This is a genomic window from Krasilnikovia sp. MM14-A1004 (assembly GCF_047159485.1).
Classification (GTDB): Bacteria; Actinomycetota; Actinomycetes; order Mycobacteriales; family Micromonosporaceae; genus Actinoplanes.
Window position 1 is genome coordinate 1118302 of record NZ_AP038773.1, and the last position, 20686, is coordinate 1138987.

Annotated in this window: 22 protein-coding genes; 15 read left to right on the top strand and 7 right to left on the bottom strand. The window is 72.7% G+C overall.

From position 1 onward, the window contains the following. Positions 1-27 precede the first annotated feature (27 nt). From leuC to ACMCNN_RS05235, 4 genes are all read left to right on the top strand, one after another. On the top strand, positions 28-1470 hold the full coding sequence (leuC, locus tag ACMCNN_RS05220) for a 3-isopropylmalate dehydratase large subunit (RefSeq protein WP_412745033.1): 1443 nt from the start codon (positions 28-30) through the stop codon (positions 1468-1470). Positions 1471-1486: 16 nt separating this feature from the next. Then, the gene (gene leuD / locus ACMCNN_RS05225; protein ID WP_412745034.1) at positions 1487-2074 is read left to right on the top strand and encodes a 3-isopropylmalate dehydratase small subunit; all 588 of its coding nucleotides are present in this window, start codon (positions 1487-1489) and stop codon (positions 2072-2074) included. A gap of 177 nt (positions 2075-2251) precedes the next feature. Further along, entirely contained in the window at positions 2252-2953 is a 702-nt protein-coding gene (locus ACMCNN_RS05230) for an HU family DNA-binding protein (RefSeq protein ID WP_412745035.1), read from the top strand. Between the two features lie 105 nt (positions 2954-3058). Further along, complete coding sequence (locus ACMCNN_RS05235; protein WP_412745036.1) at positions 3059-3517, top strand: hypothetical protein; 459 nt, start codon at positions 3059-3061, stop codon at positions 3515-3517. Here ACMCNN_RS05235 and ACMCNN_RS05240 read toward each other — a convergent pair. Genes ACMCNN_RS05240 through cofC form a run of 4 tightly spaced genes read right to left on the bottom strand, consistent with a single transcriptional unit; the run spans position 3474 to position 7672 of the window. Continuing rightward, on the bottom strand, positions 3474-4355 hold the full coding sequence (locus ACMCNN_RS05240; RefSeq protein ID WP_412745037.1) for an NUDIX hydrolase: 882 nt from the start codon (positions 4353-4355) through the stop codon (positions 3474-3476). The two genes, ACMCNN_RS05235 and ACMCNN_RS05240, sit on opposite strands and share 44 nt — an antisense overlap. Before the next feature lies 1 nt (position 4356). After that, complete coding sequence (locus ACMCNN_RS05245; protein ID WP_412745038.1) at positions 4357-6753, bottom strand: RNA degradosome polyphosphate kinase; 2397 nt, start codon at positions 6751-6753, stop codon at positions 4357-4359. Between the two features lie 54 nt (positions 6754-6807). Then, positions 6808-7005: a cold-shock protein gene (locus ACMCNN_RS05250; protein WP_412745039.1), complete on the bottom strand. Its 198-nt coding sequence runs from the start codon at positions 7003-7005 to the stop codon at positions 6808-6810. A 10-nt stretch (positions 7006-7015) separates the two neighbouring features. Beyond that, positions 7016-7672, bottom strand: coding sequence for a 2-phospho-L-lactate guanylyltransferase (gene cofC, locus ACMCNN_RS05255; protein ID WP_412745040.1), 657 nt, complete (start codon positions 7670-7672; stop codon positions 7016-7018). Positions 7673-7799: 127 nt separating this feature from the next. Here cofC and ACMCNN_RS05260 point away from each other — a divergent pair, with 127 nt between their 5' ends. From ACMCNN_RS05260 to ACMCNN_RS05285, 6 genes are all read left to right on the top strand, one after another. After that, positions 7800-8540 carry a lysophospholipid acyltransferase family protein gene (locus ACMCNN_RS05260; protein WP_412745041.1) on the top strand — a complete coding sequence of 247 codons (741 nt, stop codon included), beginning with the start codon at positions 7800-7802 and terminating at the stop codon, positions 8538-8540. Further along, positions 8537-9529, top strand: coding sequence for an NAD(P)H-dependent glycerol-3-phosphate dehydrogenase (locus tag ACMCNN_RS05265; protein WP_412745042.1), 993 nt, complete (start codon positions 8537-8539; stop codon positions 9527-9529). The genes ACMCNN_RS05260 and ACMCNN_RS05265 overlap by 4 nt, the downstream gene beginning before the upstream one ends. Then, positions 9526-10626, top strand: coding sequence for a cystathionine gamma-lyase (locus ACMCNN_RS05270; protein ID WP_412745043.1), 1101 nt, complete (start codon positions 9526-9528; stop codon positions 10624-10626). The genes ACMCNN_RS05265 and ACMCNN_RS05270 overlap by 4 nt, the downstream gene beginning before the upstream one ends. A 24-nt stretch (positions 10627-10650) precedes the next feature. Then, positions 10651-11040, top strand: coding sequence for a hypothetical protein (locus ACMCNN_RS05275; protein ID WP_412745044.1), 390 nt, complete (start codon positions 10651-10653; stop codon positions 11038-11040). 247 nt (positions 11041-11287) lie between these two features. Beyond that, positions 11288-12385: a D-alanine--D-alanine ligase family protein gene (locus ACMCNN_RS05280; protein ID WP_412745045.1), complete on the top strand. Its 1098-nt coding sequence runs from the start codon at positions 11288-11290 to the stop codon at positions 12383-12385. Positions 12386-12490: 105 nt separating this feature from the next. Beyond that, entirely contained in the window at positions 12491-13483 is a 993-nt protein-coding gene (locus ACMCNN_RS05285; protein WP_412745046.1) for an IS481 family transposase, read from the top strand. A gap of 13 nt (positions 13484-13496) precedes the next feature. Here the strand turns inward: ACMCNN_RS05285 and ACMCNN_RS05290 are convergent, their stop codons facing one another. Continuing rightward, the gene (locus ACMCNN_RS05290; protein ID WP_412745047.1) at positions 13497-14126 is read right to left on the bottom strand and encodes a DUF3515 family protein; all 630 of its coding nucleotides are present in this window, start codon (positions 14124-14126) and stop codon (positions 13497-13499) included. A gap of 2 nt (positions 14127-14128) precedes the next feature. Continuing rightward, positions 14129-14362, bottom strand: a complete 234-nt coding sequence (locus ACMCNN_RS05295) for an Lrp/AsnC family transcriptional regulator (RefSeq protein ID WP_412745048.1) — start codon at positions 14360-14362, stop codon at positions 14129-14131. Between the two features lie 97 nt (positions 14363-14459). On the opposite strand from ACMCNN_RS05295, the gene ACMCNN_RS05300 reads away from it, so the two are divergent. Together ACMCNN_RS05300 and ACMCNN_RS05305 are read left to right on the top strand one after the other, a co-directional pair. Next, a complete protein-coding gene (locus ACMCNN_RS05300; RefSeq protein ID WP_412745049.1) occupies positions 14460-15398 on the top strand; it encodes a thiamine-phosphate kinase in 939 nt (312 codons plus the stop codon). Between the two features lie 17 nt (positions 15399-15415). Beyond that, a complete protein-coding gene (locus tag ACMCNN_RS05305; RefSeq protein WP_412745050.1) occupies positions 15416-15874 on the top strand; it encodes a GNAT family N-acetyltransferase in 459 nt (152 codons plus the stop codon). Positions 15875-15952: 78 nt separating this feature from the next. On the opposite strand, the gene rpmB is transcribed toward ACMCNN_RS05305, so the two are convergent. Continuing rightward, positions 15953-16144: a 50S ribosomal protein L28 gene (gene rpmB, locus ACMCNN_RS05310; protein WP_026207002.1), complete on the bottom strand. Its 192-nt coding sequence runs from the start codon at positions 16142-16144 to the stop codon at positions 15953-15955. 195 nt (positions 16145-16339) lie between these two features. Between rpmB and ACMCNN_RS05315 the strand changes: the two genes are divergently transcribed. From ACMCNN_RS05315 to ACMCNN_RS05325, 3 genes are read left to right on the top strand one after another with little or no spacing between them, the layout of a single operon-like run. After that, entirely contained in the window at positions 16340-18085 is a 1746-nt protein-coding gene (locus tag ACMCNN_RS05315) for a DAK2 domain-containing protein (RefSeq protein WP_412745051.1), read from the top strand. Continuing rightward, a complete protein-coding gene (gene recG, locus ACMCNN_RS05320; RefSeq protein ID WP_412745052.1) occupies positions 18082-20286 on the top strand; it encodes an ATP-dependent DNA helicase RecG in 2205 nt (734 codons plus the stop codon). Before ACMCNN_RS05315 ends, recG begins: the two co-directional genes overlap by 4 nt. Before the next feature lie 2 nt (positions 20287-20288). Next, entirely contained in the window at positions 20289-20633 is a 345-nt protein-coding gene (locus tag ACMCNN_RS05325) for a DUF952 domain-containing protein (protein ID WP_412745053.1), read from the top strand. Positions 20634-20686: the final 53 nt, after the last annotated feature.

Here is a 20686-nt window from a genome sequence, read left to right on the forward strand (position 1 = left end):
TTACCTCCCAGAATTTAGGATGTCCAGATGGTGGGAGTCACTCAGCCGAGGACCCTGGCCGAGAAGGTCTGGGACGACCACGTCGTGCGCGCAGCCGAGGGTGAGCCCGATCTGCTCTACATCGACCTGCACCTGCTGCACGAGGTGACCAGTCCACAGGCCTTCGACGGCCTGCGGTTGGCCGGGCGCGCCGTACGGCGTACCGACCTCACGCTCGCAACCGAGGACCACAACACCCCGACGGGGTACGCGGACCCGGCGTTCAACACCCGCCGCGGCGAACTGTTCACCATCGCCGACACGACCTCGCGGACCCAGATCGAGACGCTGCGCCGCAACTGTGCGGAGTTCGGCGTCGAGATCCGCCCGCTCGGCAACGCGGAACAGGGCATTGTGCACGTCATCGGCCCGCAGCTCGGTCTCACCCAGCCCGGCATGACGATCGTCTGCGGCGATTCGCACACCGCCACCCACGGCGCGTTCGGCGCGCTGGCGTTCGGCATCGGCACCAGCGAGGTCGAGCACGTCCTGGCCACACAGACCCTGCCGCAGGCCAAGCCGAAGACCATGGCCGTCACGGTCGTCGGCGACCTGCATCCCGGCGTCACCGCCAAGGACCTGATCCTCGCGCTGATCGCCCAGGTGGGCACCGGCGGCGGCAACGGCCACATCGTCGAGTACCGCGGCGAGGCCATCCGCAAGCTCTCCATGGAGGGCCGGATGACCATCTGCAACATGTCCATCGAGTGGGGCGCCAAGGCCGGCATGATCGCCCCCGACGAGACCACCTTCGCGTACCTGAAGGGACGCTCCCACGCGCCGCAGGGCGCCGACTGGGACGCCGCCGTCGAGTACTGGCGCTCCCTGCCCTCCGACGAGGGCGCCGAGTACGACACCGAGGTGATCCTCGACGCGGCGGCGATCCACCCGTTCGTCACCTGGGGCACCAACCCCGGCCAGGGCACCGCGCTCGACGGCGTCGTCCCGGACCCCGAGGACTTCGTGGACGAGGTGGAGCGCAACGCCGCCCGCCGCGCCCTGGAGTACATGGACCTGCGGCCCGGCACCCCGCTCAAGGACGTGCCGGTCGACGTCGTCTTCGTCGGCTCCTGCACCAACGGCCGCCTGGAGGACCTGCGGGCCGCGGCCGACGTGCTGCGCGGGCACCGGGTGCACGACGGGGTCCGGATGATGATCGTGCCCGGCTCGTACGCCGTCCGCGAGGCCGCCGAGCACGAGGGGCTGGACAAGGTCTTCCTCGACGCCGGAGCCGAGTGGCGCTTCGCCGGCTGCTCCATGTGCCTGGGCATGAACCCCGACACGCTCGACCCCGGCCAGCGGGCCGCCTCCACCTCCAACCGCAACTTCGAGGGCCGGCAGGGCAAGGGTGGCCGCACCCACCTGGTCTCGCCGCAGGTCGCCGCCGCCACCGCCGTGGTGGGCCGGCTGGCCGCCCCGTCCGACCTGTGACCCGAGGGACTCGATCATGGACAAGTTCACCACCCACACCGGTACGGTCCTGCCGTTGCGCCGTTCCGATGTGGACACGGATCAGATCATCCCAGCCGTCTACCTGAAGCGGGTGACCCGTACCGGCTTCGAGGACGGGCTGTTCGGGGCCTGGCGCGACGACCCGGCGTTCGTGCTCAACAACCCCGCACACACCGGAGCCACCATCCTTGTCGCCGGCCCCAACTTCGGCACCGGCTCGTCCCGGCAGCACGCGGTCTGGGCGCTGCGGGACTGGGGTTTCCAGGTGGTCATCGCTCCCCGCTTCGGCGACATCTTCCGCGGCAACGCCCTCAAGGAGGGCCTGCTGCCGGTGCAGCTGGAGCTGAAGGCGGTCGAGGCCCTCTGGGACATGGCCGAAAGCGAACCGGCCAAGCAGATCACGGTCGACCTCGGCGCCCGGCAGGTGCGCGTGGACGACGCCGTCTGGTCCTTCCCGATCGACGAATTCAGCCGCTGGCGGCTGATGGAGGGCCTCGACGACATCGGACTGACCCTGCGCCACTCCGACACGATTTCGGCGTACGAGAAGGGCCGCCCGGCTTTCAAGCCCGTCGTCGCGTGAGCCACATTCCCTAGGCCCAGCCGTCCTTTTCGCCCCCACCGGCTCCCCGGTGGGGGCGAAATCGTTGCGACACAAGGCGTTTTTTCATGCAGATGTTTGTGTCTGCTGGTCAAAGGGCATACCGTGCGCGCAGAATGGCTCGCATCGGGCCAGTTCTCATGTTCGGGAGGGGAAACCGTGAACAAGGCCGAGCTCATCGAGGCGCTCGCCGCCCGACTGGGGGACCGGAAGTCGGCGACGGCGGCGCTGGATGCGGTCATCAGCGAGGTACAGAATGCCGTCACCAAGGGCGACCGAGTAGCCATTACCGGGTTCGGCGTCTTCGAAAAACGGGTCCGCAATGCCCGTACCGCGCGCAATCCGCGCACCGGTGAACCGGTGAAGGTGAAGAAGACGTCCGTGCCGGCCTTCAAGCCGGGCACCGGTTTCCGCGACATGGTCGCCAGCGGCAAGGTGGCCAAGGCCGCCGCCGCCGCGAAGAAGACCGCCGCGAAGGCCGCCCCGGCCAAGGCAACCGCCACCAAGTCGACCGCCAAGACCGCCGCGGCCAAGAAGACCACGGCCAAGGCGACCACGGCCCGCAAGACCGCCGCCAGCAAGGCGGCACCGGCCAAGACCGCCAGGACCGCGGCCAAGACCACCACGGCCCGCAAGACGGCCGCCAGCAAGACGGCACCGGCCAAGACGGCACGGACCGCGGCGGCCAAGAAGACCACCGCCAAGGCCACCACGGCCCGCAAGACCGCCGCCACCCGGGCGCCGGCCAAGACGGCCAAGACCGCGGCGGCCAAGAAGACCACCGCGAAGAAGACCGCCTCCGCGACGGCACGGACCACCTCCGCCGCCAAGGCCACCACGGCCCGCGCCCGCAAGGCCTGACGGGCGGCGGGTCCACCCGCCACCCACCGAAAGGCGTCCACCCGTACGGTGGACGCCTTTCGCGTGTGCGCGCGCCGCCCGCATCCGGGCACCTACCGTCCGGGCATGAAGCGCAGACCGTCGCGGCCGCGCGGGCTGGTGAGCCGTTCGGCGCTGGCCGCGGGCATCTTCGCCGCCGCCGTCGTGCCCGGCTGGACCCTCGGCAGCCTGACCGAGGGCTGGACCGGGTGGGGCGTACTGGATTGGCTGATCACCTGTGGCTGGTCCGGCGTCGCCGTGTACGCCCTCGCGCCACATACGTCGTACCGGCGGCGCGACGCGGTCGTCGGGATCGTGCCGCTGCTCGGCTGGTATCTCGCCAGCGTGCTGTCGTGGCGGGCGGCGCTGCTGCCGTACCGGGACTGGGAACCGCGCGCCGACGAGCTGTGGCGGGCCCGCTGGCTCACCGGCGACCTGGTCGGGTATTGGCGGGCCGATTCGCTGCCCGCGACGCGGCGCGGTACGGGTGCCCGTACCGGAATCAGAGCCGGGTCAGACCGATCAGGCGCTCGCCCGACCACGTGAGCAACCAGCCGCTGCCCTTGGGGGTCTTGTAGGGCGCCGGATCGTCCGCGTCGGCCAGCAGGGCCACCAGCGGTGCGATCAGCTTGCCCTGCGTGCACACCACGGCCGTCGCGCCGGTCCGCAGCTGCGCGAGCCGGGCGACGGCAACCTTCGCCCGTTGCGGCGCCTCGCCGCGGTCCGGCGGCTCGGCCATCGTCGAGTCCTGTTCCAGGGGCAGGCCCAGCCGGTCCGCCAGCGGCTGCAACGTCTGCACGCAGCGCACCGGCGGCGCGGTGACCAGCCGGCGCGGCTCGACCAGTGCCAGCACCTGCGCCAGCCCGGCCGCCTGCCGCAACCCCTCGGGATCCAGCGGGCGCAGCTCGTCCGGGCCCGCCCACGCCGAACGGTGCCCGGCCCGCGCGTGGCGGACCAGCGGCAGCACCGCGGTCACCGGCGGCAGGCTCACGGCGTGCTCGACCAGCCGCACGTCTAGGCCGTATGTCAGCCGCGCCAGCGCGGCGTCCGGGGTCAGCCAGTCGACCCCGTCCACCTCGGTCGGATCCGCCGGCTGCCCGGCGGGCCCGTCGGCCGCGCGCATCAGCCAGAAGTCCACCGTCTTCGGTGTGCCGTCGGGCAATACGTAGGACACCTCGGGCAGCCGCAATTGCGGGACGCCGCGCACCCCGGTCTCCTCGAACACCTCCCGTACGGCGCCGACCAGCGGGTGCTCCCCGCCGTGCAGCTTGCCCTTGGGCAGGCTCCAGTCGTCGTGCGCCGGGCGGTGCACCACGCAGATCCGTGTCTCGTCGCCCGTGCGCCGCCACAGGATCCCGCCGGCGGCCCGGACCGGCGGGGGCACCTCAGCCGGCCTTGCCGGTGGCCCGCCGCAGCAGTGCCTCCTGCAGGTGGATGTGCGGTTCGCTGGGGGTAGAGACCCGGCGTTGCCAGGTGCCGTCGCCGGTCAGTTCCCAGCACTCGCTCTCGTCGTTCATCGACATCTCCAGCACCGTGCGCAGGTCCTGCTGTGCCGACGGCAGGGTCACCCGGACCAGCGCCTCGACCCGGCGGTCCAGGTTGCGGTGCATCAGGTCGGCCGAGCCGATCCAGTACTCCGCGTCGTCGCCCGCGCCGAACCGGAACACCCGCGAGTGCTCCAGGAAACGCCCGACGATCGAGCGCACCCGGATGTTCTCCGACAACCCGGGGATCCCGGGCCGCAGCGCGCACATGCCCCGGATCACCAGATCGATCCGTACGCCGGCCCGGGACGCGCGGTACAGCGCGTCGATCGACTCCTCGTCCACGAGCGAGTTCACCTTGAACTGCACCAGGGCGTCGCCGCCCGCGCGGGCGATCCGGGCCTGCTCCTCGATCCGCTCGATCAGGCCCGCCCGCACGTTGTTCGGGGCGACCAGCAGCCGCCGGTACGTGGTCTGCCGGCTGTAGCCGGTGAGCACGTTGAACAGGTCTGTGACGTCCGCGCCGACCTCCGGATCGGCCGTGAGCATGCCGAAGTCCTCGTACAGTCGGGCGGTCTTGGGGTGGTAGTTGCCGGTGCCGATGTGGCAGTACCGGCGCAACTGGTTGCCCTCCTGGCGCACCACCAGCGAGGTCTTGCAGTGCGTCTTGAGCCCGACCAGGCCGTACACGACGTGGCAGCCGGCCTTCTCCAACGTGCGCGCCCAGCCGATGTTCGCGACCTCGTCGAAGCGGGCCTTGACCTCGACCAGCACCACCACCTGCTTGCCCGCCTCGGCCGCGTCGACGAGCGCGTCGACGATCGGTGAGTCGCCGCTGGTGCGGTAGAGCGTCTGCTTGATGGCCAGCACGTGCGGGTCGGCCGCGGCCTGCTCGATGAAACGCTGCACGCTGGTCGAGAACGAGTGGTACGGGTGGTGCACCAGGATGTCGCACTCGCGCAGCCGGTTGAAGACGCTGCGCGGCACCTCACCGTCGGCCAGCTGCGGATGCGTGGCCGGGACGAACGGCCGGTCCTTCAGGTCGTCGCGGTCGCACTCGTTGAACACCTGCCACAGCGCGGACAGGTCGAGCAGGCCGGGCACCCGCAGCACGTCCGCGCTCTCCATCTCCAGCTCGCGGGTGAGCAGGTCCAGCACGTGGTCGCTGATGGACGCGGCGACCTCCAGCCGCACCGGCGGGCCGAAGCGGCGCTGCGCCAGCTCGCGTTCCAGCGCCTGCAGCAGGTCCTCGTCGCGGTCCTCGTCGACCTCCAGCTCGGCGTTGCGGGTGACCCGGAACAGGTGCCACTCCAGGATTTGCATGCCGGGGAACAGCTGATCGAGGTGGACCGCGATGAGCTCCTCGACGGGCAGGAACCGTACGCCGCGGCTGTCGTTCTGGACCGTGACGAAGCGCGCCACGTTGTTGGGCACCTTGACCCGGGCGAACAGCTCGGAGCTGGCGTCGGCCGGGTCGCGCAGGGCGACGGCCAGATTCAGCGACCGGCTGGAGATGTACGGGAACGGGTGCGCCGGATCCACCGCCAGCGGCGTGAGGACCGGGAAGACCTGCTCCCGGAAGAACGTGTGCAGCCGCTCGCGCTCGGGCGCGTCCAGCTCCTCCCAGCCGACCAGCTCGATGCCCTCGCCGGACAGCTTGGGCCGGACCTCCTCGCCGAAGCACGCGGCGTGGCGGGTCACCAGGTCGGCGGCCCGCTCATTGATCATCTCCAGCTGGAAGCGGAGCGAGACCCGGTCCCCGCCGCGCTTGGGCAGGCCCGCCTTGAGGCGGCGCTTCAGACCGGCCACCCGGACCATGTAGAACTCGTCCAGGTTGCTGGCGAAGATGGCCAGGAACTTGGCGCGTTCCAGCAGCGGGGTGCCGGGATCCTCGGCCAGCGCCAGGACGCGGGCGTTGAAGTCGAGCCAGGACAGCTCGCGGTTGAGGAACCGGTCCTCCGGCAGCGGATCGTCGGCGAGCGGGTCGGCTTCGTTCGGCGGGGCGGCGGTCATGGCGGGCTCCGTCGGTCGGTCGGCAGGCGCGGCGGATGTCACCGGCCCCTGCTCATGGGTCGCGGACTCCGTCGGCCGCTGGGCGGGTGTACCGGACCCGGCCGCCCGCTGGGTGGGGGTGGCCGGATCCGCCGGTGCTGTGGAGCGACCTGCGCCGTTCGATTCCGGTGCGGCGGACGGGCGGGGCAGGAACCGCCCGTCGGGACCGCGTTGCGGGGAACCGGAAGCGGTCGCCCGGGCCGATCCGGGCACGATCGTCCTGGGTCCGACGGGCGGGGTGCTCATTGCTCCATCATTCCCCGATCGTGGTGAATGGGAAATGAACACCGGCATGTCTGGTCAGTCTATTCCCGGTAGCTGGACACCGGTCACCGCACCCTCGGCGTCGACGTACGCCGTCACCCGCTGGCCGAGCCGCAGCAGGCGCAGCCCGGAGCGCGCGAACGCCTCCGCCGGGAACGGCAGTTCCGTGCCATCGTCGAGCAGCAACGTGCCCGTGTGCGTCTGCGGATCGAACGTCGCCACCGTGCCCTGCATACCCCGTACGCTACCGGGCGGGCACGCCCGAACCGGCGCAGTCCTGCCCGAGCGCACACCACAGCGCGCGGGTGTACGACCCGGCCCCCAGCGCCAGCACCGCCCGCAGGTCCTCCGGGGTGTCGACGTCCCGGCGCAGCCCCGGCCAGTCGCCCGCCAGCAGGTGCGCCCCCGACGCTGCGTGGTCGCCCGCCGAGCCGGGGCCGAAGCGCGGCCCGAGCGGCACCCCGGCCGGCGCGGCCAGCAGTACCGTGCCGGTGCCCGCCGCGTCCGCCACGAACGCCCGCTGATCACCCGCCGCGTGCAGCGCCGCCCCGAGTTCCTCCGGGCGCAGCGCGGGCAGATCGCCCGCCAGCACCACGCGGGGATGCGACAGGCCGGCGACGGTGTCCGCGCCGTGGCGCATGGCGGCGTTCAGGCCCGCGCCGGGCCGGTCCGGCACCGCGTGGGCACCCAGCTCGGTCACCGCGGCGGCCGCGTCCGGGTCGTCCGTGACCACGAGCAGCCGCGCCACCGCGGGGGCGTCGAGGACGGCCGCCACGGTGTCGCGCAGCATCGACAGCGCGAGTTCCGCGTGGCGCGCCGGGGCCACGGCACCGCGCAGCCGACTCTTCGCCACACCCAGCCGTTTCACCGGGATCACCGCCACCCAGCCCGTCCCTGCCACGCTCCCATCCTGCCAGCGACGCGACGACGTACCCCTGCCTGGCTCCCGGGCCCGCGAACAGGCATGATTTCGTCCCAGGGGTGTGGGCGGCGGCGGGGGTGCGCCGCGGAGGCAGGGAGGCGGCGCCGTGGCGCAGCGCAAGCTCGGGTTCTGGCAATGGGTCGCCGTGGGGCTGGCCCTGCCGCCGATGAAGGTCTGGACGAAGCGGACCTGGACCGGGATGGAGAACCTGCCCGCGACCGGCGGCGCGATCATCGTGTCGAACCACCTCTCCCACTTCGACCCGCTGGTGCTCGCCCACTTCATCTTCGGCGCCGGGCGCTGGCCGCAGTTCCTCGGCAAGGCCAGCATCTGGAAGGTGCCCGGCGTCGGTTTCCTGCTCGACAAGGTCGAGCAGATCCCGGTCGAGCGGGGCAGCGTGGAGGCGGTCAGGTCGCTCGACACGCTCGTCGCAGCGCTGCGCGCCGGCGGCATCGTGGTCATCTACCCCGAGGGCACCACCACCCGCGAGCCGGATCTGTGGCCGATGCGCGGCAAGACCGGGGCCGCGCGGCTGGCGCTGCTCACCGGCGCGCCGGTCATCCCCGTGGCGCTCGACGGTGCGCAGCGGGTGTTCGACCCCCGGACCAAGAAGTTCTCCGTACGCCCGCGCATCCCGGTGCGGGTCATCGCCGGTAAGCCGGTCGACCTCAGCCGCTGGCAGGGCGAGGCGCCCAGCCGTACGGTGCTGGAGCAGATGACCGACGCGATCATGCTGAACGTCCGCGACCTGCTGGGCGAGCTGCGCGGCGCCCCACCACCCCCGCTGTACCAGCCCGGCGCCCGGCGCACCGCGGTCACGGACACCCCCGACGGAGGTACGGAATGAAGGCCACGGTCCTGGGCTCCGGCGCATGGGGTACGGCGTTCGCGAAGATGCTCGCCGAGGCGGGCGCGGACGTGACGATCTGGGCGCGGCGCGAAGCGGTGGCCAGGGCCATCCGCGAACGGGGCGTCAACGAGGGTTCCCTGCCCGGCGTCAAGCTGCCCGACCGGGTCACCGCCACCCACGACCTGCCGGAGGCGGTGGCCGGTGCGGGGATGGTGTTCATCGCGGTGCCCTCGCAGACCCTGCGCGCCAACCTGGCCGACTGGGCGCCGCACATCCCCGGCGACGCCACTCTCGTGTCCCTGATGAAGGGCATCGAGCTGGGCACGACCAAGCGGATGAGTCAGGTGATCGTCGAGACCGCCCGGGTCGACCCCGGCCGCGTCGCGGTGGTCTCCGGACCCAACCTGGCGCCCGAGATCGCCGCGGAACAGCCGGCCGCCACGGTCGTGGCCTGCACCGACGAGGGCCGCGCCAAGCAGGTCCAGCAGGCCATCGCGTTGCCGTACCTGCGGCCGTACACCAGCGACGACGTGATCGGGTGCGAGCTGGGCGGGGCGGTGAAGAACGTCATCGCGCTGGCGTACGGGATGGCCACCGCGATGGGCCTGGGCGACAACACCAAGGCGTCGCTGATCACCCGCGGGCTGGCCGAGACGGCCCGGCTCGGCGTGGCGCTGGGCGCCGACCCGCTCACGTTCGCCGGGCTGGCCGGGCTGGGTGACCTCGTGGCCACCTGCTCGTCGCCGCTGTCGCGCAACCGCACCTTCGGCGAGCACCTGGGCCGCGGCGAGTCGCTGGAGGCCGCGCAGGCCTCCACCAAGCAGACCGCCGAGGGCGTCAAGAGCTGCCTGGCCGTGCGGGACCTGGCTCGCGCCCACGGCGTCGAGATGCCGATCACCGAGCAGGTGGAACGGGTCTGCCACGAGGGCGTCGACCCGCGGGTCGCGGTGAAGCTGCTGATGGGCCGGGAGATGAAACCCGAATGACGGACGGCGACGGCACCCGCGCCGTGCACGCCGGGTTGCCGGCGCCGGAGCCGGGGCAGCCGTTCCTGCCGGGGCCGGTGTTCGCGGCGCCGTACCACCTGGACCCGGAGACCGGGCCGGGCCGCGACGGGTACGGCCGCCCGGACAACCCGACCCGGCGCGCCCTGGAGGCGGCCATCGGCGAGCTGGAGGGCGGCGCGGCCCTGGCGTTCGCCAGCGGGCAGGCCGCCATCACGGGGCTGCTGCTGGCCACCGTGCGGGCGGGCGACACTGTCGCGTTGCCGTCGGACGGGTACTTCACGGTGCGGGCGTTCGCCGAGGGCACGCTGCGGGACCTGGGGGTCAGTACCGTGCTGGTGCCCACGGCCGGGCCGTACCCGGCGTTCGGCGGGGTCCGGCTCGTGCTGCTGGAGACGCCCGCCAATCCCGGCCTCGACGTGTGCGACATCCGGGCGGTGGCTGCGGCCGCGCACGCCGCGGGCGCGCTGGTCGCGGTGGACAACACCACCGCCACGCCGCTCGGGCAGCGCCCGCTGGAGCTGGGCGCCGACGTGGTCGTCGCCTCCGGCACGAAGGCGCTGACCGGTCACTCCGATGTGCTGCTCGGCTACGTCGCCACCGCGGACTCCGACCTGCTGGCCCGGATGACCACGTGGCGGGCGCAGACCGGCGGGATCCCGGGCGCGTTCGACGCCTGGCTGGCGCACCGGTCCCTGGCGACGCTGGACCTGCGGCTGGCCCGGCAGAGCGCGAACGCGGACGCCGTGGCCCGGCTGCTGGCGGACCGTACGGACGTCACCGGTCTGCGCTGGCCGGGGCTGCCGGGCGACCCCTCGTACGCGCTGGCCCGCGCGCAGATGCGCCGGATCCCCGGAGTGGTCTCGTTCGACCTGGGCAGCGCGGAACGGGTGGCGCGGTTCCTGGCCGCGTCCCGGCTGGTGTTCGCGGCGACGTCGTTCGGCGGGGTGCACACGTCGGCCGACCGGCGCGCCCAGTGGGGCGACGACACCGCGCCCGGTTTCGTGCGCCTGTCCTGCGGCATCGAGGACACCGCCGACCTGATCGCCGACCTGACCGCCGCCCTCGACGCCGGGTGATCCGGGCACCGCTACGGTGACCGCATGACAGCGCAGGGGGAACGGGCGGCGCCGCAGTGGAGCAGTTTCACCGGGGACCAGGTCGCGGCACTGACCGCCGGCACGAGCTTCCTCGCGGACCCCACCGAGCGGGACTGCCCCGCTTGCGGTCGGCGCGCTGTCCGCGCGTACCTGAATGTCCCGCCGAAGGCGCGGCGGCCCACCCTGGTGAGTTACGTGTGGTGCTCGGCCTGCCACCGGTTCGTCGGCACCCGCGCGGCGCATCCCGCCGGGATCGTCGTCTCCGATCCGCTGGCCGTGCTCGAAGCCGAGCAGCGGCGCGAGCTGGAGCGCAGCCTGGTCGGCTTCCTCGCCCACCTGGACGGTCTCTGGGACGCCGGCGTCCTCCCGCAAACCTTCACCGCCGCTGTCTGAGCATCTCCCGCGATCTTGATGAGTTCGGGTGCGGAGCTGACCCGAAGTCTTCAACTTTGCGGTGAATTCGGTTACGCGACGTATTGGTCTGATTGACGGTGCGTCCTATTCGTCGTGTTCCTGCCGGGGGGATCGGAGAAATGGCCTACGCAGAGTAGGGTCTGCTCCGGCATGCCGAGCTCGGGTGAGCAGGCAGCCTGCCGTAACGGTGCGGCGCCCGATCAGCCCCCGGATGAGGAGCCCCTCAGTGTCGACCCCTCGCAAGACCCGTGTGGCGCTCGTGTTCGGCGGGCGCAGTACCGAGCACGGCATCTCCTGCGTCAGTGCCGGCAGCATCCTGTCCGCCCTGTCCCCGGACGAGTACGAGGTCGTGCCGGTCGGCATCACCCGCGCGGGCCGCTGGGTGCTGGCCAGTGACGACCCGGCCCCGCTGGCCATCGCGAACCGGCGGCTGCCCGAGATCACCGCGGCGGCCGGTTCAGCGGTCGTGCTGCCCACCGACCCCACCGCGAACGGGCTGCTGGTGCTCGACCCGGCCGCCGGGGCCACCGCGCTCGCGGATGTGGACGTCGTCTTCCCCGTCCTGCACGGCGCGTACGGCGAGGACGGCACCATCCAGGGCCTGCTGGAGATGGCCGGCATCCCGTACGTGGGTGCCAACGTCTTCGCCTCCGCCGCCGCCATGGACAAGGAGTTCACAAAGAAGCTCGCGGCGGCCGAGGGCATCCCCGTCGGCCCGTACGCGGTGCTGCGCGCCGGTGCCTCGCTGTCCGAGGCGGACAAGGAGCGCCTCGGCCTGCCCGTCTTCGTCAAGCCGTCGCGGGCCGGTTCGTCGCACGGCATCACCAAGGTCAGCGACTGGGCGGAGCTGGACGCGGCGGTCGCGACGGCCCGGCAGATCGACCCCAAGGTGCTCATCGAGGCGGCCATCGTGGGCCGCGAGATCGAGTGCGGCGTGCTGGAGGGCGAGGCGGGCGGCGCCCCGGAGGCGTCGCTGCTGGCCGAGATCCACGTCAGCGACCACGAGTTCTACGACTTCGAGGCGAAGTACCTCGACGGGTCCTCGTCGTACGACATCCCCGCGAACCTGCCGCCCGAGGTGAGCCGCCAGGTGCAGGAGTACGCCTGCCGCACCTTCACCGCCCTGGACTGCGCCGGGCTGGGCCGGGTCGACTTCTTCGTCACGGCGGACCACCAGATCTACCTCAACGAGATCAACACGATGCCGGGGTTCACCCCGACCTCGATGTTCCCGCTGATGTGGGCGGCCACCGGCCTGGAATACCCGAAGCTGGTGGACCGGCTGATCCGCACCGCCCTGCGGCGCGGCACCGGCCTGCACTAGGTGTACTGACCACGGACGTTGGTGACGGGGAGATCTTGAAATAGGTGAGGGCCTTCGGGTTCGGTGTGGATTGCGACGTCCTACCCCGAACCTGCGGAGGCCCTCATGCCCCACCGTAATGCACCCTTGTCCGAGACCGGCCGGCTGCGTCTGGCCCGCTGCGTGGTCGACGACCGGTGGCCGCTGCGGCGGGCTGCGGAACGCTTTCAAGTCAGCCCGACGACCGCGAAACGCTGGGCCGACCGCTACCGCACCGACGGACCCGCCGGTATGCGCGACCGATCCTCACGCCCACACCACAGCCCGACCCGAACCAACACCCGTACCGAACGACGCATCATCAAAGTTCGGGTCCTGCGCCGATGGGGACCCACCCGCATCGCCTACCTGCTCGGCCTGAACCCGGCCACCGTGCACCGCGTCCTGGCCCGCTACCGCCTGGCCCGGCTGACTCACCTCGACCGGGCCACCGGCCGGGTGATCCGCCGCTACGAACACGAAGCGCCCGGTGACCTGATCCACGTCGACATCAAGAAACTGGGCAACATCCCCGACGGCGGCGGCCACCGCGTCGTCGGCCGTCATGCCGGCACCCGCAACCGCTCGGCCATGCCCGGAGTCAAACGTGTCCGACGCGGAGAACCCCAGCTCGGCTACCACTACCTGCACAACGCCGTCGACGACCACTCCCGCCTGGCCTACACAGAGATCCTGCCCGACGAAACCCGAGAAACCGCGACAGCCTTCTGGCAACGAGCCCACGCCTGGTTCACCAGCCACGGCATCACCGTCAGACGGGTCTTGACCGACAACGGCTCCTGCTACCGCTCACACGTATGGCGCGACACGCTCACCGACGCCGGAATCGCCCACAAACGCACCCGCCCATACCGGCCCCAGACGAACGGAAAAGTCGAGCGCTACAACCGCACCATGCTCGACGAATGGGCCTACGCCCGCGCCTACCACACCGAAGCCGAACGCCGCGAGGCCCTGCCCGCCTGGCTCCACTCCTACAATCACCACCGCGGACACACCGCACTCAACGGCCGACCACCCGCCAGCCGCGTTCCCAACCTCTTGGGTCAGAACAACTAGGTCAGCGGCAGCGTCACAGGCAGCCCGAGGGCACGCCCGTCGTCCGGGCCCCGTCCCGGGCGGCCACCGGGTCGGAGAACTCGTTGGCCCACTGGGCGGCCTGCGCGTACTTCGCGGGCACCGTGACCTGCACCGGCACCTCACGGTCCATGGTCGTGAAGACCGGACCGACGGGATCCTGGCGGGCGTACCAGCACACCCCGTTCATGTTCAGCAGCTCGGTGTCGAGCGGCACGCACCCGGCGCCGCCGTCCACCGTCGCGCACATCGTGGGCTGCGCGACCCCGCAGGCCAGGGTGATCGGCGGTTCGCCCCAGGCGGCGTTCTGCCGCGGCCCCGCGGTCACCGTCCGGGCCGGCAGGTCGCGCAGTTTCCCGGGCAGGCGCGAGGTGATGGCCGGGCACACCTGCGCGGCGCGCCCGGCCAGCGCGGGCGCGGCCATCGGCACCGCGGTGTCCGGCACGGCGGCCGCGGTGGGCGCCGCCGGTGCGGGCGCGGGCTCACCGGGCCGCAGGACCTGCGTGAAAATCAGGAATCCCACGAGTACGGCGACCGGCACGGCGACCACCGTGGCCCACAGGGCGGCGGTGCGTTTCGTACGGTCGGGTGCTGCCTGTTCCTCGCGGGTTTCCACGTCGAGCATGGTCAGAGATTTACCACGGAGCAGGTGAGGGTCCGGGTGATGCCCGGTACGTACTGGACCTTGCTCACAATGAGCTGCCCCAGCTCGTCGACGCTGTGCGCCTCGGAGAGCACGACCACGTCGTACGGACCGGTGACCGCGTCGACCCGGACAACTCCGGGGATTTTGTCGATCGCTGCGGCCACGTCACGTGCCTTTCCCACCTCCGTCTGGATGAGGATGTATGCCTGGACCACGATCCGACTCCTCTCCGCCGCTGGCGACCCGAACGTGAAACTACAGCACGGAGCGGCCGGAAAGCGGAATGCCACCGTAAGGAAGGGGATTGGCGACGTGAGCATCGCGGAGGCGGGGGAGTTCGGGCTCATCGCCCGGATCGTCGCGCGGCTCGATTTCGGTACGGCGAGCCTGCTCGGCCCGGGCGACGACGCCGCGGTGGTGGCCGCGACGGACGGCCGCGTCGTGGCGAGCACGGACGTACTCGTGGAGGGCCGGCACTTCCGGCGGGACTGGTCGAGCGCCACCGACGTCGGACACCGGGCCGCCGCCGCGAACCTGGCCGACATCGCCGCCATGGGAGCCACCCCGACGGCACTGCTGGTGGCCCTGTGCGCGCCGGTCGACCTGGACATCTCGTGGGCCGAGGACCTGGCCGCCGGCCTGTCCGCCGAGGCCGCCAAGGTCGGTGCCGGGGTGGTCGGCGGGGACATGTCCGCCAGCCCGACCCTGACGATCGCGGTCACCGCGCTCGGTGACCTGGGCGGCCACGCCCCGGTGCTGCGCAGCGGGGCACAGCCGGGCGACGTGGTGGCCCTCGCGGGCCGGACCGGCTACGCCGCGGGCGGGTACACCGTGCTGTCACGCGGCTTCCGCACCCCGAAACTGCTGGTGGAGGCGTACCGGCGGCCGGAGGTGCCGTACGAGGCGGGTGCGGCCGGGGCGGCGCTGGGCGCCACTTCCATGATCGACGTGTCGGACGGGCTGCTGCAGGACCTGGGGCACGTCTCCGCCGCCAGCGTGGTCGGGATCGACCTGCACACCGACGCGTTCGAGATCCCCGACGCGATGCGCGACGCGGCGATCGCGCTGGGGGTCGACCCGTACCAGTGGGTGCTGGGTGGGGGCGACGACCACGCGCTGGCCGCGACGTTCCCGCCGGGGGTGACGCTGCCGGCGCAGTGGCGGGTGATCGGCGGGGTGCACGAGGGCACCGGGGTGACCGTGGACCGCAAGCCCTGGCAGGGCGGCACCGGGTGGGACCACTTCCGCTGACGGCTAGGGTGGCCCCCGTGAGTGAGATCGATATCCGGCCGGCCCGGTTCACGGCGCCCGAGGTGCAGTTACTCGTCGCGGACGCGTTGGGTGACCTGTCCCAGCGCTACGGCGGGACCGGCGACGACACCCCGATCGCCGCCGAGGACTTCGAGGCGCCGTCCGGGGCGTTCTTCGGGGCCTACCTGGGTGATGCGCTGGTGGGGTGCGCGGGCTGGCGGGCGCACGGCGAGGACGCGGAACTCAAGCGCATGTACACGTCCCCGTCGGTGCGGGGGCGGGGGGTGGCCCGGCGGCTGCTGGCGGCGGTGGAGGACTCGGCGCGGGCCGACGGGCGCAAGCGGATGATCCTGGAGACCGGTGACCGCCAGCCGGAGGCGATCGCGCTGTACACCTCCGCCGGGTACGAGCGGATCGAGGACTTCGGCTACTACAAGGGCCAGGCCGGGGTGCTGTCGTACGCCCGTACGTTGTAAGTCGGGACAACGCAGATAGCCGCCGGGTCGGGTGACCCGGCGGCTACGGCAGAACAGCGGTCTGGGTGGTTGCCCGCGTCAGGCGCGGACGACCTTGCCGGCCTTGATGCAGGACGTGCAGACCTTCAGCTTCTTGGTCGTGCCGCCACCGGCCGGGGTGCGCACCGACTGGATGTTGGGGTTCCAGCGGCGGTTGGTCCGCCGGTGCGAGTGGGACACGTTGTGGCCGAAGCCCGGTCCCTTGCCACAGACGTCGCACACGCTAGCCACGGGATACTCCTGGGATTGATTCGCTGAGCCGTCGAGGTGCCCAGCGCTCAGCGCGCGGGCAACCTGGCCAGGTTACCCGATGGTCGCGCCGGGCAGCCAATCGCCCCCGGGCATCCGGGCCCTCTCCGGCTCCACCGACAGCGCCGCGAGTGCCTGACTCGGCGATTTGTCGGTGCGGGTGAGTACGATTTTCGCGTGCTGGACACCCTCGACGACGCCGCGGTCCGCCGCTGGTGCGGCGGCGGGTTGGCCGCCCTGCGCGCCCACCAGCACGAGATCGACGAGCTGAACGTCTACCCGGTGCCCGACGGCGACACCGGCACCAACCTGGTGCTCACCCTCGCCTCCGCCCAGCAGGCGCTGGCCGAGCCGGAGCCGGGCGGGCAGGCCCGGGGCGGCCAGGCCCGGAGCGGGGAAGCCCAGAGCGGTCGGACCCAGAGCGGTCAGACCCAGAGCGCTCAGGCGCAGAGCGGGGAGGCCCGGGTCGGCGACACGATGCGCCGGATGGCGCGGGGCGCGCTGCTGGGCGCCCGCGGCAACTCCGGCGTGATCGTCTCCCAGATCCTGCGCGGCATGGCCGACACGTTCGCCACCGTGGTCTCTGTGCGCGGCACCGAGCTGGCCCGCGCGCTGCGCACGGCCACCGACGCGGCGTACGCGGCGGTGGCCCGCCCCGTGGAGGGCACGGTGCTGTCGGTCGTGGCGGCCGCGGCCGAGGGCGCGGGGCGGATCGCCTCGGACGATCTGGTCGCGACCGCTCAGGCGGCGGCCCGGGCGGCGGCCGAGGCCCTGGCGCGGACCCCGCAGCAGCTGCCCGTGCTGGCCCGGGCGGGGGTGGTCGACGCGGGCGGGCGGGGGCTGGTGCTGCTGTTGGAGGCCCTGGTCGACGCGCTCGGCGGCCGCGCGGACACCGAGAGCGCGCCGGCGGCGTCGGGCGGCGTACCGGCGGCGGAGGGGGTCACGGCGCCGGACTGCGGCGTGGGGCCCGGCGGAGACCCGGCGCACGAGGGCGAGTCCGCCTTCGGTTACGAGGTGCAGTACCTGCTGGACGCCGAGCCCGCCGCCGTCGCTCGGCTGCGCGCCACCCTGGCCGAGCTGGGCGACTCGCTGGTCGTGGTCGGCACCGGTGAGGGCGCCCCGCCCACCTGGAACGTGCACGTCCACGTCGACGACATCGGCGCGGCCATCGAGGCGGGCGTCGTCGCCGGGCGCCCGCACCGGATCACGGTCACCCCGCTGGAGGAGCGGGTGCCCGTACCAGCCGAGCTGCCGCCCGCCGTGCCCGACCCGGAGGCACGGGGGGCGGTCGTGGTGGCCGCGGGTCACGGGCTGACCGCGCTGCTGGCCGCCGAGGGCGCGGTCGTGGTGGGCCGTAATCCGTCCACGGCCGAGATGCTGGCCGCCATCGAGCAGACCGGAGCCCCCCGGGTGGTGCTGCTGCCCAACGACGCCAACACGCAGGCGGTCGCGGACGCGGCGGCTCGGGAGGCCGCCACCACCGGGGTCCGGGTCAGCGTGGTGCCGACCCGTTCGCCGGTGCAGGCGCTGGCCGCGCTGGCCGTGCGCGACGCGCAGCGGCGCTTCGCGGACGACGTGATCGCGATGGCGGAGGCCGCCGGGGCATGCCGCTACGGCGAGGTGTGCACCGCGGGCCGGGAGGCGTTCACCGTGGCGGGCCGCTGCCGCCCGGGTGACCTGCTGGGCCTGGTGGACGGCGAGGTGCACATCATCGGCGACGACCTGGAGACCGTCTCCAAGCAGCTGATCGACCGGATGCTCGGCGGCGGCGGCGAGATGGTCACCCTGGTGCTGGGCGCCGACGCCCCGGCCGAGCTGGATCCGACGCTGCGCTCGCACGTGGGCCACACCTGGCCCTTCGTCGAGGTGCACCTCTACACGGGTGGGCAGCCTCGCTACCACCTGCTGGTGGGAGTGGAATGACCGACACCGGCACCGCGGTCACGACCGGCACCCCGCTGCGCGCGGTGGTGGGCGAGAAGACCGCGAAGGCCCTGGCCGCACACCTCGACCTGCACACCGCCGGCGACCTCGTCTACCACTTCCCGCGCCGCTACGACGAGCGCGGGGAGCACACCGACATCCGGGCCCTGACGGTGGGCGAGGAGGTCACCCTGCTGGCCCAGGTGCAGAGCACGACGGTACGTCCGATGCGCGCCCGCAAGGGCACCATGCTGGAGATCACCATCGGGGACGGCTCCGGAGCGACTCTCACCTGCACGTTCTTCAACCAGGCGTGGCGGGAGCGGGATCTGCGCCGGGGGCGGTGGGGGCTGTTCGCGGGCAAGGTGACCGAGTTCCGCGGCAAGCGCCAGCTCAACGGGCCCGCCTATCAGCTGTTGCGGGCCGACGCCTCGCAGGACGAGGCCGCCGAGGAGATCGAGGAGTTCGCGGGCGCGCTCATCCCGGTGTATCCGGCGGCCGCCGCGGTGCCGACCTGGGTCATCGCCCGCTGCGTACGCACCCTGCTGGATACGTTGCAACCGCCGGACGATCCGCTGCCCGCCCCGGTGCGCGCCAACCGTGGCCTGGTCGGGCTCGGCGCGGCGCTGCGGGAGGTGCACCGGCCCAGCTCCAAGGAGGAGCTGTATCGGGCGCGGCACCGGCTGAAGTGGGACGAGGCGTTCGCCGTACAGCTGACGCTCGCGCAGCGGCGGGCCCGCGCGGCCGAGTCCCCGGCACGGGCCCGGCCCCGCACGGACGACGGGCTGCTGGCCGCCTTCGACGCTGCCCTGCCGTACGAGCTGACCGACGGGCAGCGCCGTGTCGGCGAGGAGATCGCCGCCGACCTGGGCGGATCCCATCCGATGCACCGGCTGCTGCAGGGCGAGGTCGGCTCCGGCAAGACCCTGGTCGCGGTACGGGCCATGCTGCAGGTGGTGGACGCGGGCGGGCAGGCGGCCCTGCTGGCCCCGACCGAGGTGCTGGCCACCCAGCACCACCGGGGCATCGCGGCGCAGCTCGGCGCGCTCGGCCGCGCCGGTGAGCTGGACGGCGACCCGCGCGGCACCCGGCTGGCCCTGGTCACCGGCTCGCTCGGCGCCGCGGCCCGGCGCGCCGCGCTGGCCCAGCTGGCCGACGGCAGCGCCGGCATCGTGGTCGGCACCCACGCCCTGCTGTACGAGGGCGTCGACTTCCACGACCTCGGCCTGGTCGTGGTGGACGAGCAGCACCGGTTCGGGGTGGAACAGCGCGACGCCCTGCGCGCCAAGGCCGCCCAACCGCCGCACGTGCTGGTAATGACCGCGACGCCGATCCCGCGCACGGTCGCCATGACCGTGTACGGCGACCTGGAGACCTCGACCCTGTCGCAGCTGCCGCGCGGCCGGTCGCCCATCGCCTCGCACGTGGTTCCGGCGGCGGAGAAGCCCGCGTACCTGGACCGGGCGTGGCAGCGGCTGCGCGAGGAGGTCCAGGCGGGCCACCAGGCGTACGTGGTGTGCCCGCGGATCGGGGAGGCCGGTGGTGACGAGGACGAGGAGCCGCCCAGCGACAACGAGTCCGCGCGCCGCCCGCCGCTGGCGGTGACCGAGGTGGCGCCGCTGCTGGCCGAGGGCCCGCTGAAGGGCCTGCGGCTCGGCGTGCTGCACGGGCGGCTGCCCGCCGACGAGAAGGACGCGGTGATGCGGAGATTCGCGGCGGGCGAGCTGGACGTCCTGGTGGCCACGACGGTCATCGAGGTGGGGGTGGACGTACCCAATTCCACCGTGATGATCATCCTGGACGCGGACCGGTTCGGCGTCTCCCAGCTGCACCAGCTGCGCGGCCGGGTGGGCCGGGGCGCGGCGGCCGGCATCTGCCTGCTCGTCACCGAGGCGGTCGAGGGTTCGGCGGCCCGGGAGCGGCTGGACGCGGTGGCGTCCACCACGGACGGTTTCAAGCTCGCGGAGCTCGACCTGGAGCAGCGCCGCGAGGGCGACGTGCTGGGCGCGTCGCAGTCCGGGCGGCACTCGCACCTGCGCCTGCTGTCGCTGCTGCGCGACGCCAAACTCATCACCGAGGCGCGTGCCGAGGCGGCCGACCTCGTCGGCGACGACCCGGATCTGTCGCGCCACCCGGCCCTGGCCGCGTCGGTGGCCGCCCTGGTCGACGAGGAACGCGCCGAGTTCCTGGAGAAAGGCTGAGCATGCTGCTGCATTTCTGTGGCCGCGCCGACTGGGCGGCGGCCGTCGCGGCCGGGTCCTACGCCGCGGACACCCTCGCCACCGAGGGTTTCATCCACTGCTCCACGACCGCGCAGGTGCACCTCCCGGCGAATGCGCTGGCCCGCGGCCGCACCGACCTGGTGCTGCTGCACATCGACGAGACCCGGCTGCCGTCGCCGCCGGTGTGGGAGCCGGGCCAGCCGGCCGACCCGGACGGGATGCTGTTTCCCCACGTGTACGGGCCGATCCCGGTCGACGCGGTGGTCGCGGTGACCGACTTCCCGCCCGGCCCGGACGGCACGTTCGCGCCGCTGCCGCAGCCGTAACGCCGCCGGCGGGTCCGAGCGTCCGCAGAGGACGAAAAGGGGCGCACCGGCTG

What these genes read in the sequence shown, in the direction of transcription:
- ACMCNN_RS05235 (WP_412745036.1), top strand. Translation starts at nt 3,059, where the DNA reads ATGAAGCGCAGACCGTCGCGGCCGCGCGGGCTGGTGAGCCGTTCGGCG.
- ACMCNN_RS05290 (WP_412745047.1), bottom strand. Translation starts at nt 14,126, where the DNA reads ATGCTCGACGTGGAAACCCGCGAGGAACAGGCAGCACCCGACCGTACG.
- ACMCNN_RS05275 (WP_412745044.1), top strand. Translation starts at nt 10,651, where the DNA reads ATGACAGCGCAGGGGGAACGGGCGGCGCCGCAGTGGAGCAGTTTCACC.
- ACMCNN_RS05245 (WP_412745038.1), bottom strand. Translation starts at nt 6,753, where the DNA reads ATGAGCACCCCGCCCGTCGGACCCAGGACGATCGTGCCCGGATCGGCC.
- ACMCNN_RS05325 (WP_412745053.1), top strand. Translation starts at nt 20,289, where the DNA reads ATGCTGCTGCATTTCTGTGGCCGCGCCGACTGGGCGGCGGCCGTCGCG.
- leuD (WP_412745034.1), top strand. Translation starts at nt 1,487, where the DNA reads ATGGACAAGTTCACCACCCACACCGGTACGGTCCTGCCGTTGCGCCGT.
- ACMCNN_RS05265 (WP_412745042.1), top strand. Translation starts at nt 8,537, where the DNA reads ATGAAGGCCACGGTCCTGGGCTCCGGCGCATGGGGTACGGCGTTCGCG.
- ACMCNN_RS05270 (WP_412745043.1), top strand. Translation starts at nt 9,526, where the DNA reads ATGACGGACGGCGACGGCACCCGCGCCGTGCACGCCGGGTTGCCGGCG.
- leuC (WP_412745033.1), top strand. Translation starts at nt 28, where the DNA reads ATGGTGGGAGTCACTCAGCCGAGGACCCTGGCCGAGAAGGTCTGGGAC.
- recG (WP_412745052.1), top strand. Translation starts at nt 18,082, where the DNA reads ATGACCGACACCGGCACCGCGGTCACGACCGGCACCCCGCTGCGCGCG.
- ACMCNN_RS05285 (WP_412745046.1), top strand. Translation starts at nt 12,491, where the DNA reads ATGCCCCACCGTAATGCACCCTTGTCCGAGACCGGCCGGCTGCGTCTG.
- ACMCNN_RS05250 (WP_412745039.1), bottom strand. Translation starts at nt 7,005, where the DNA reads ATGCAGGGCACGGTGGCGACGTTCGATCCGCAGACGCACACGGGCACG.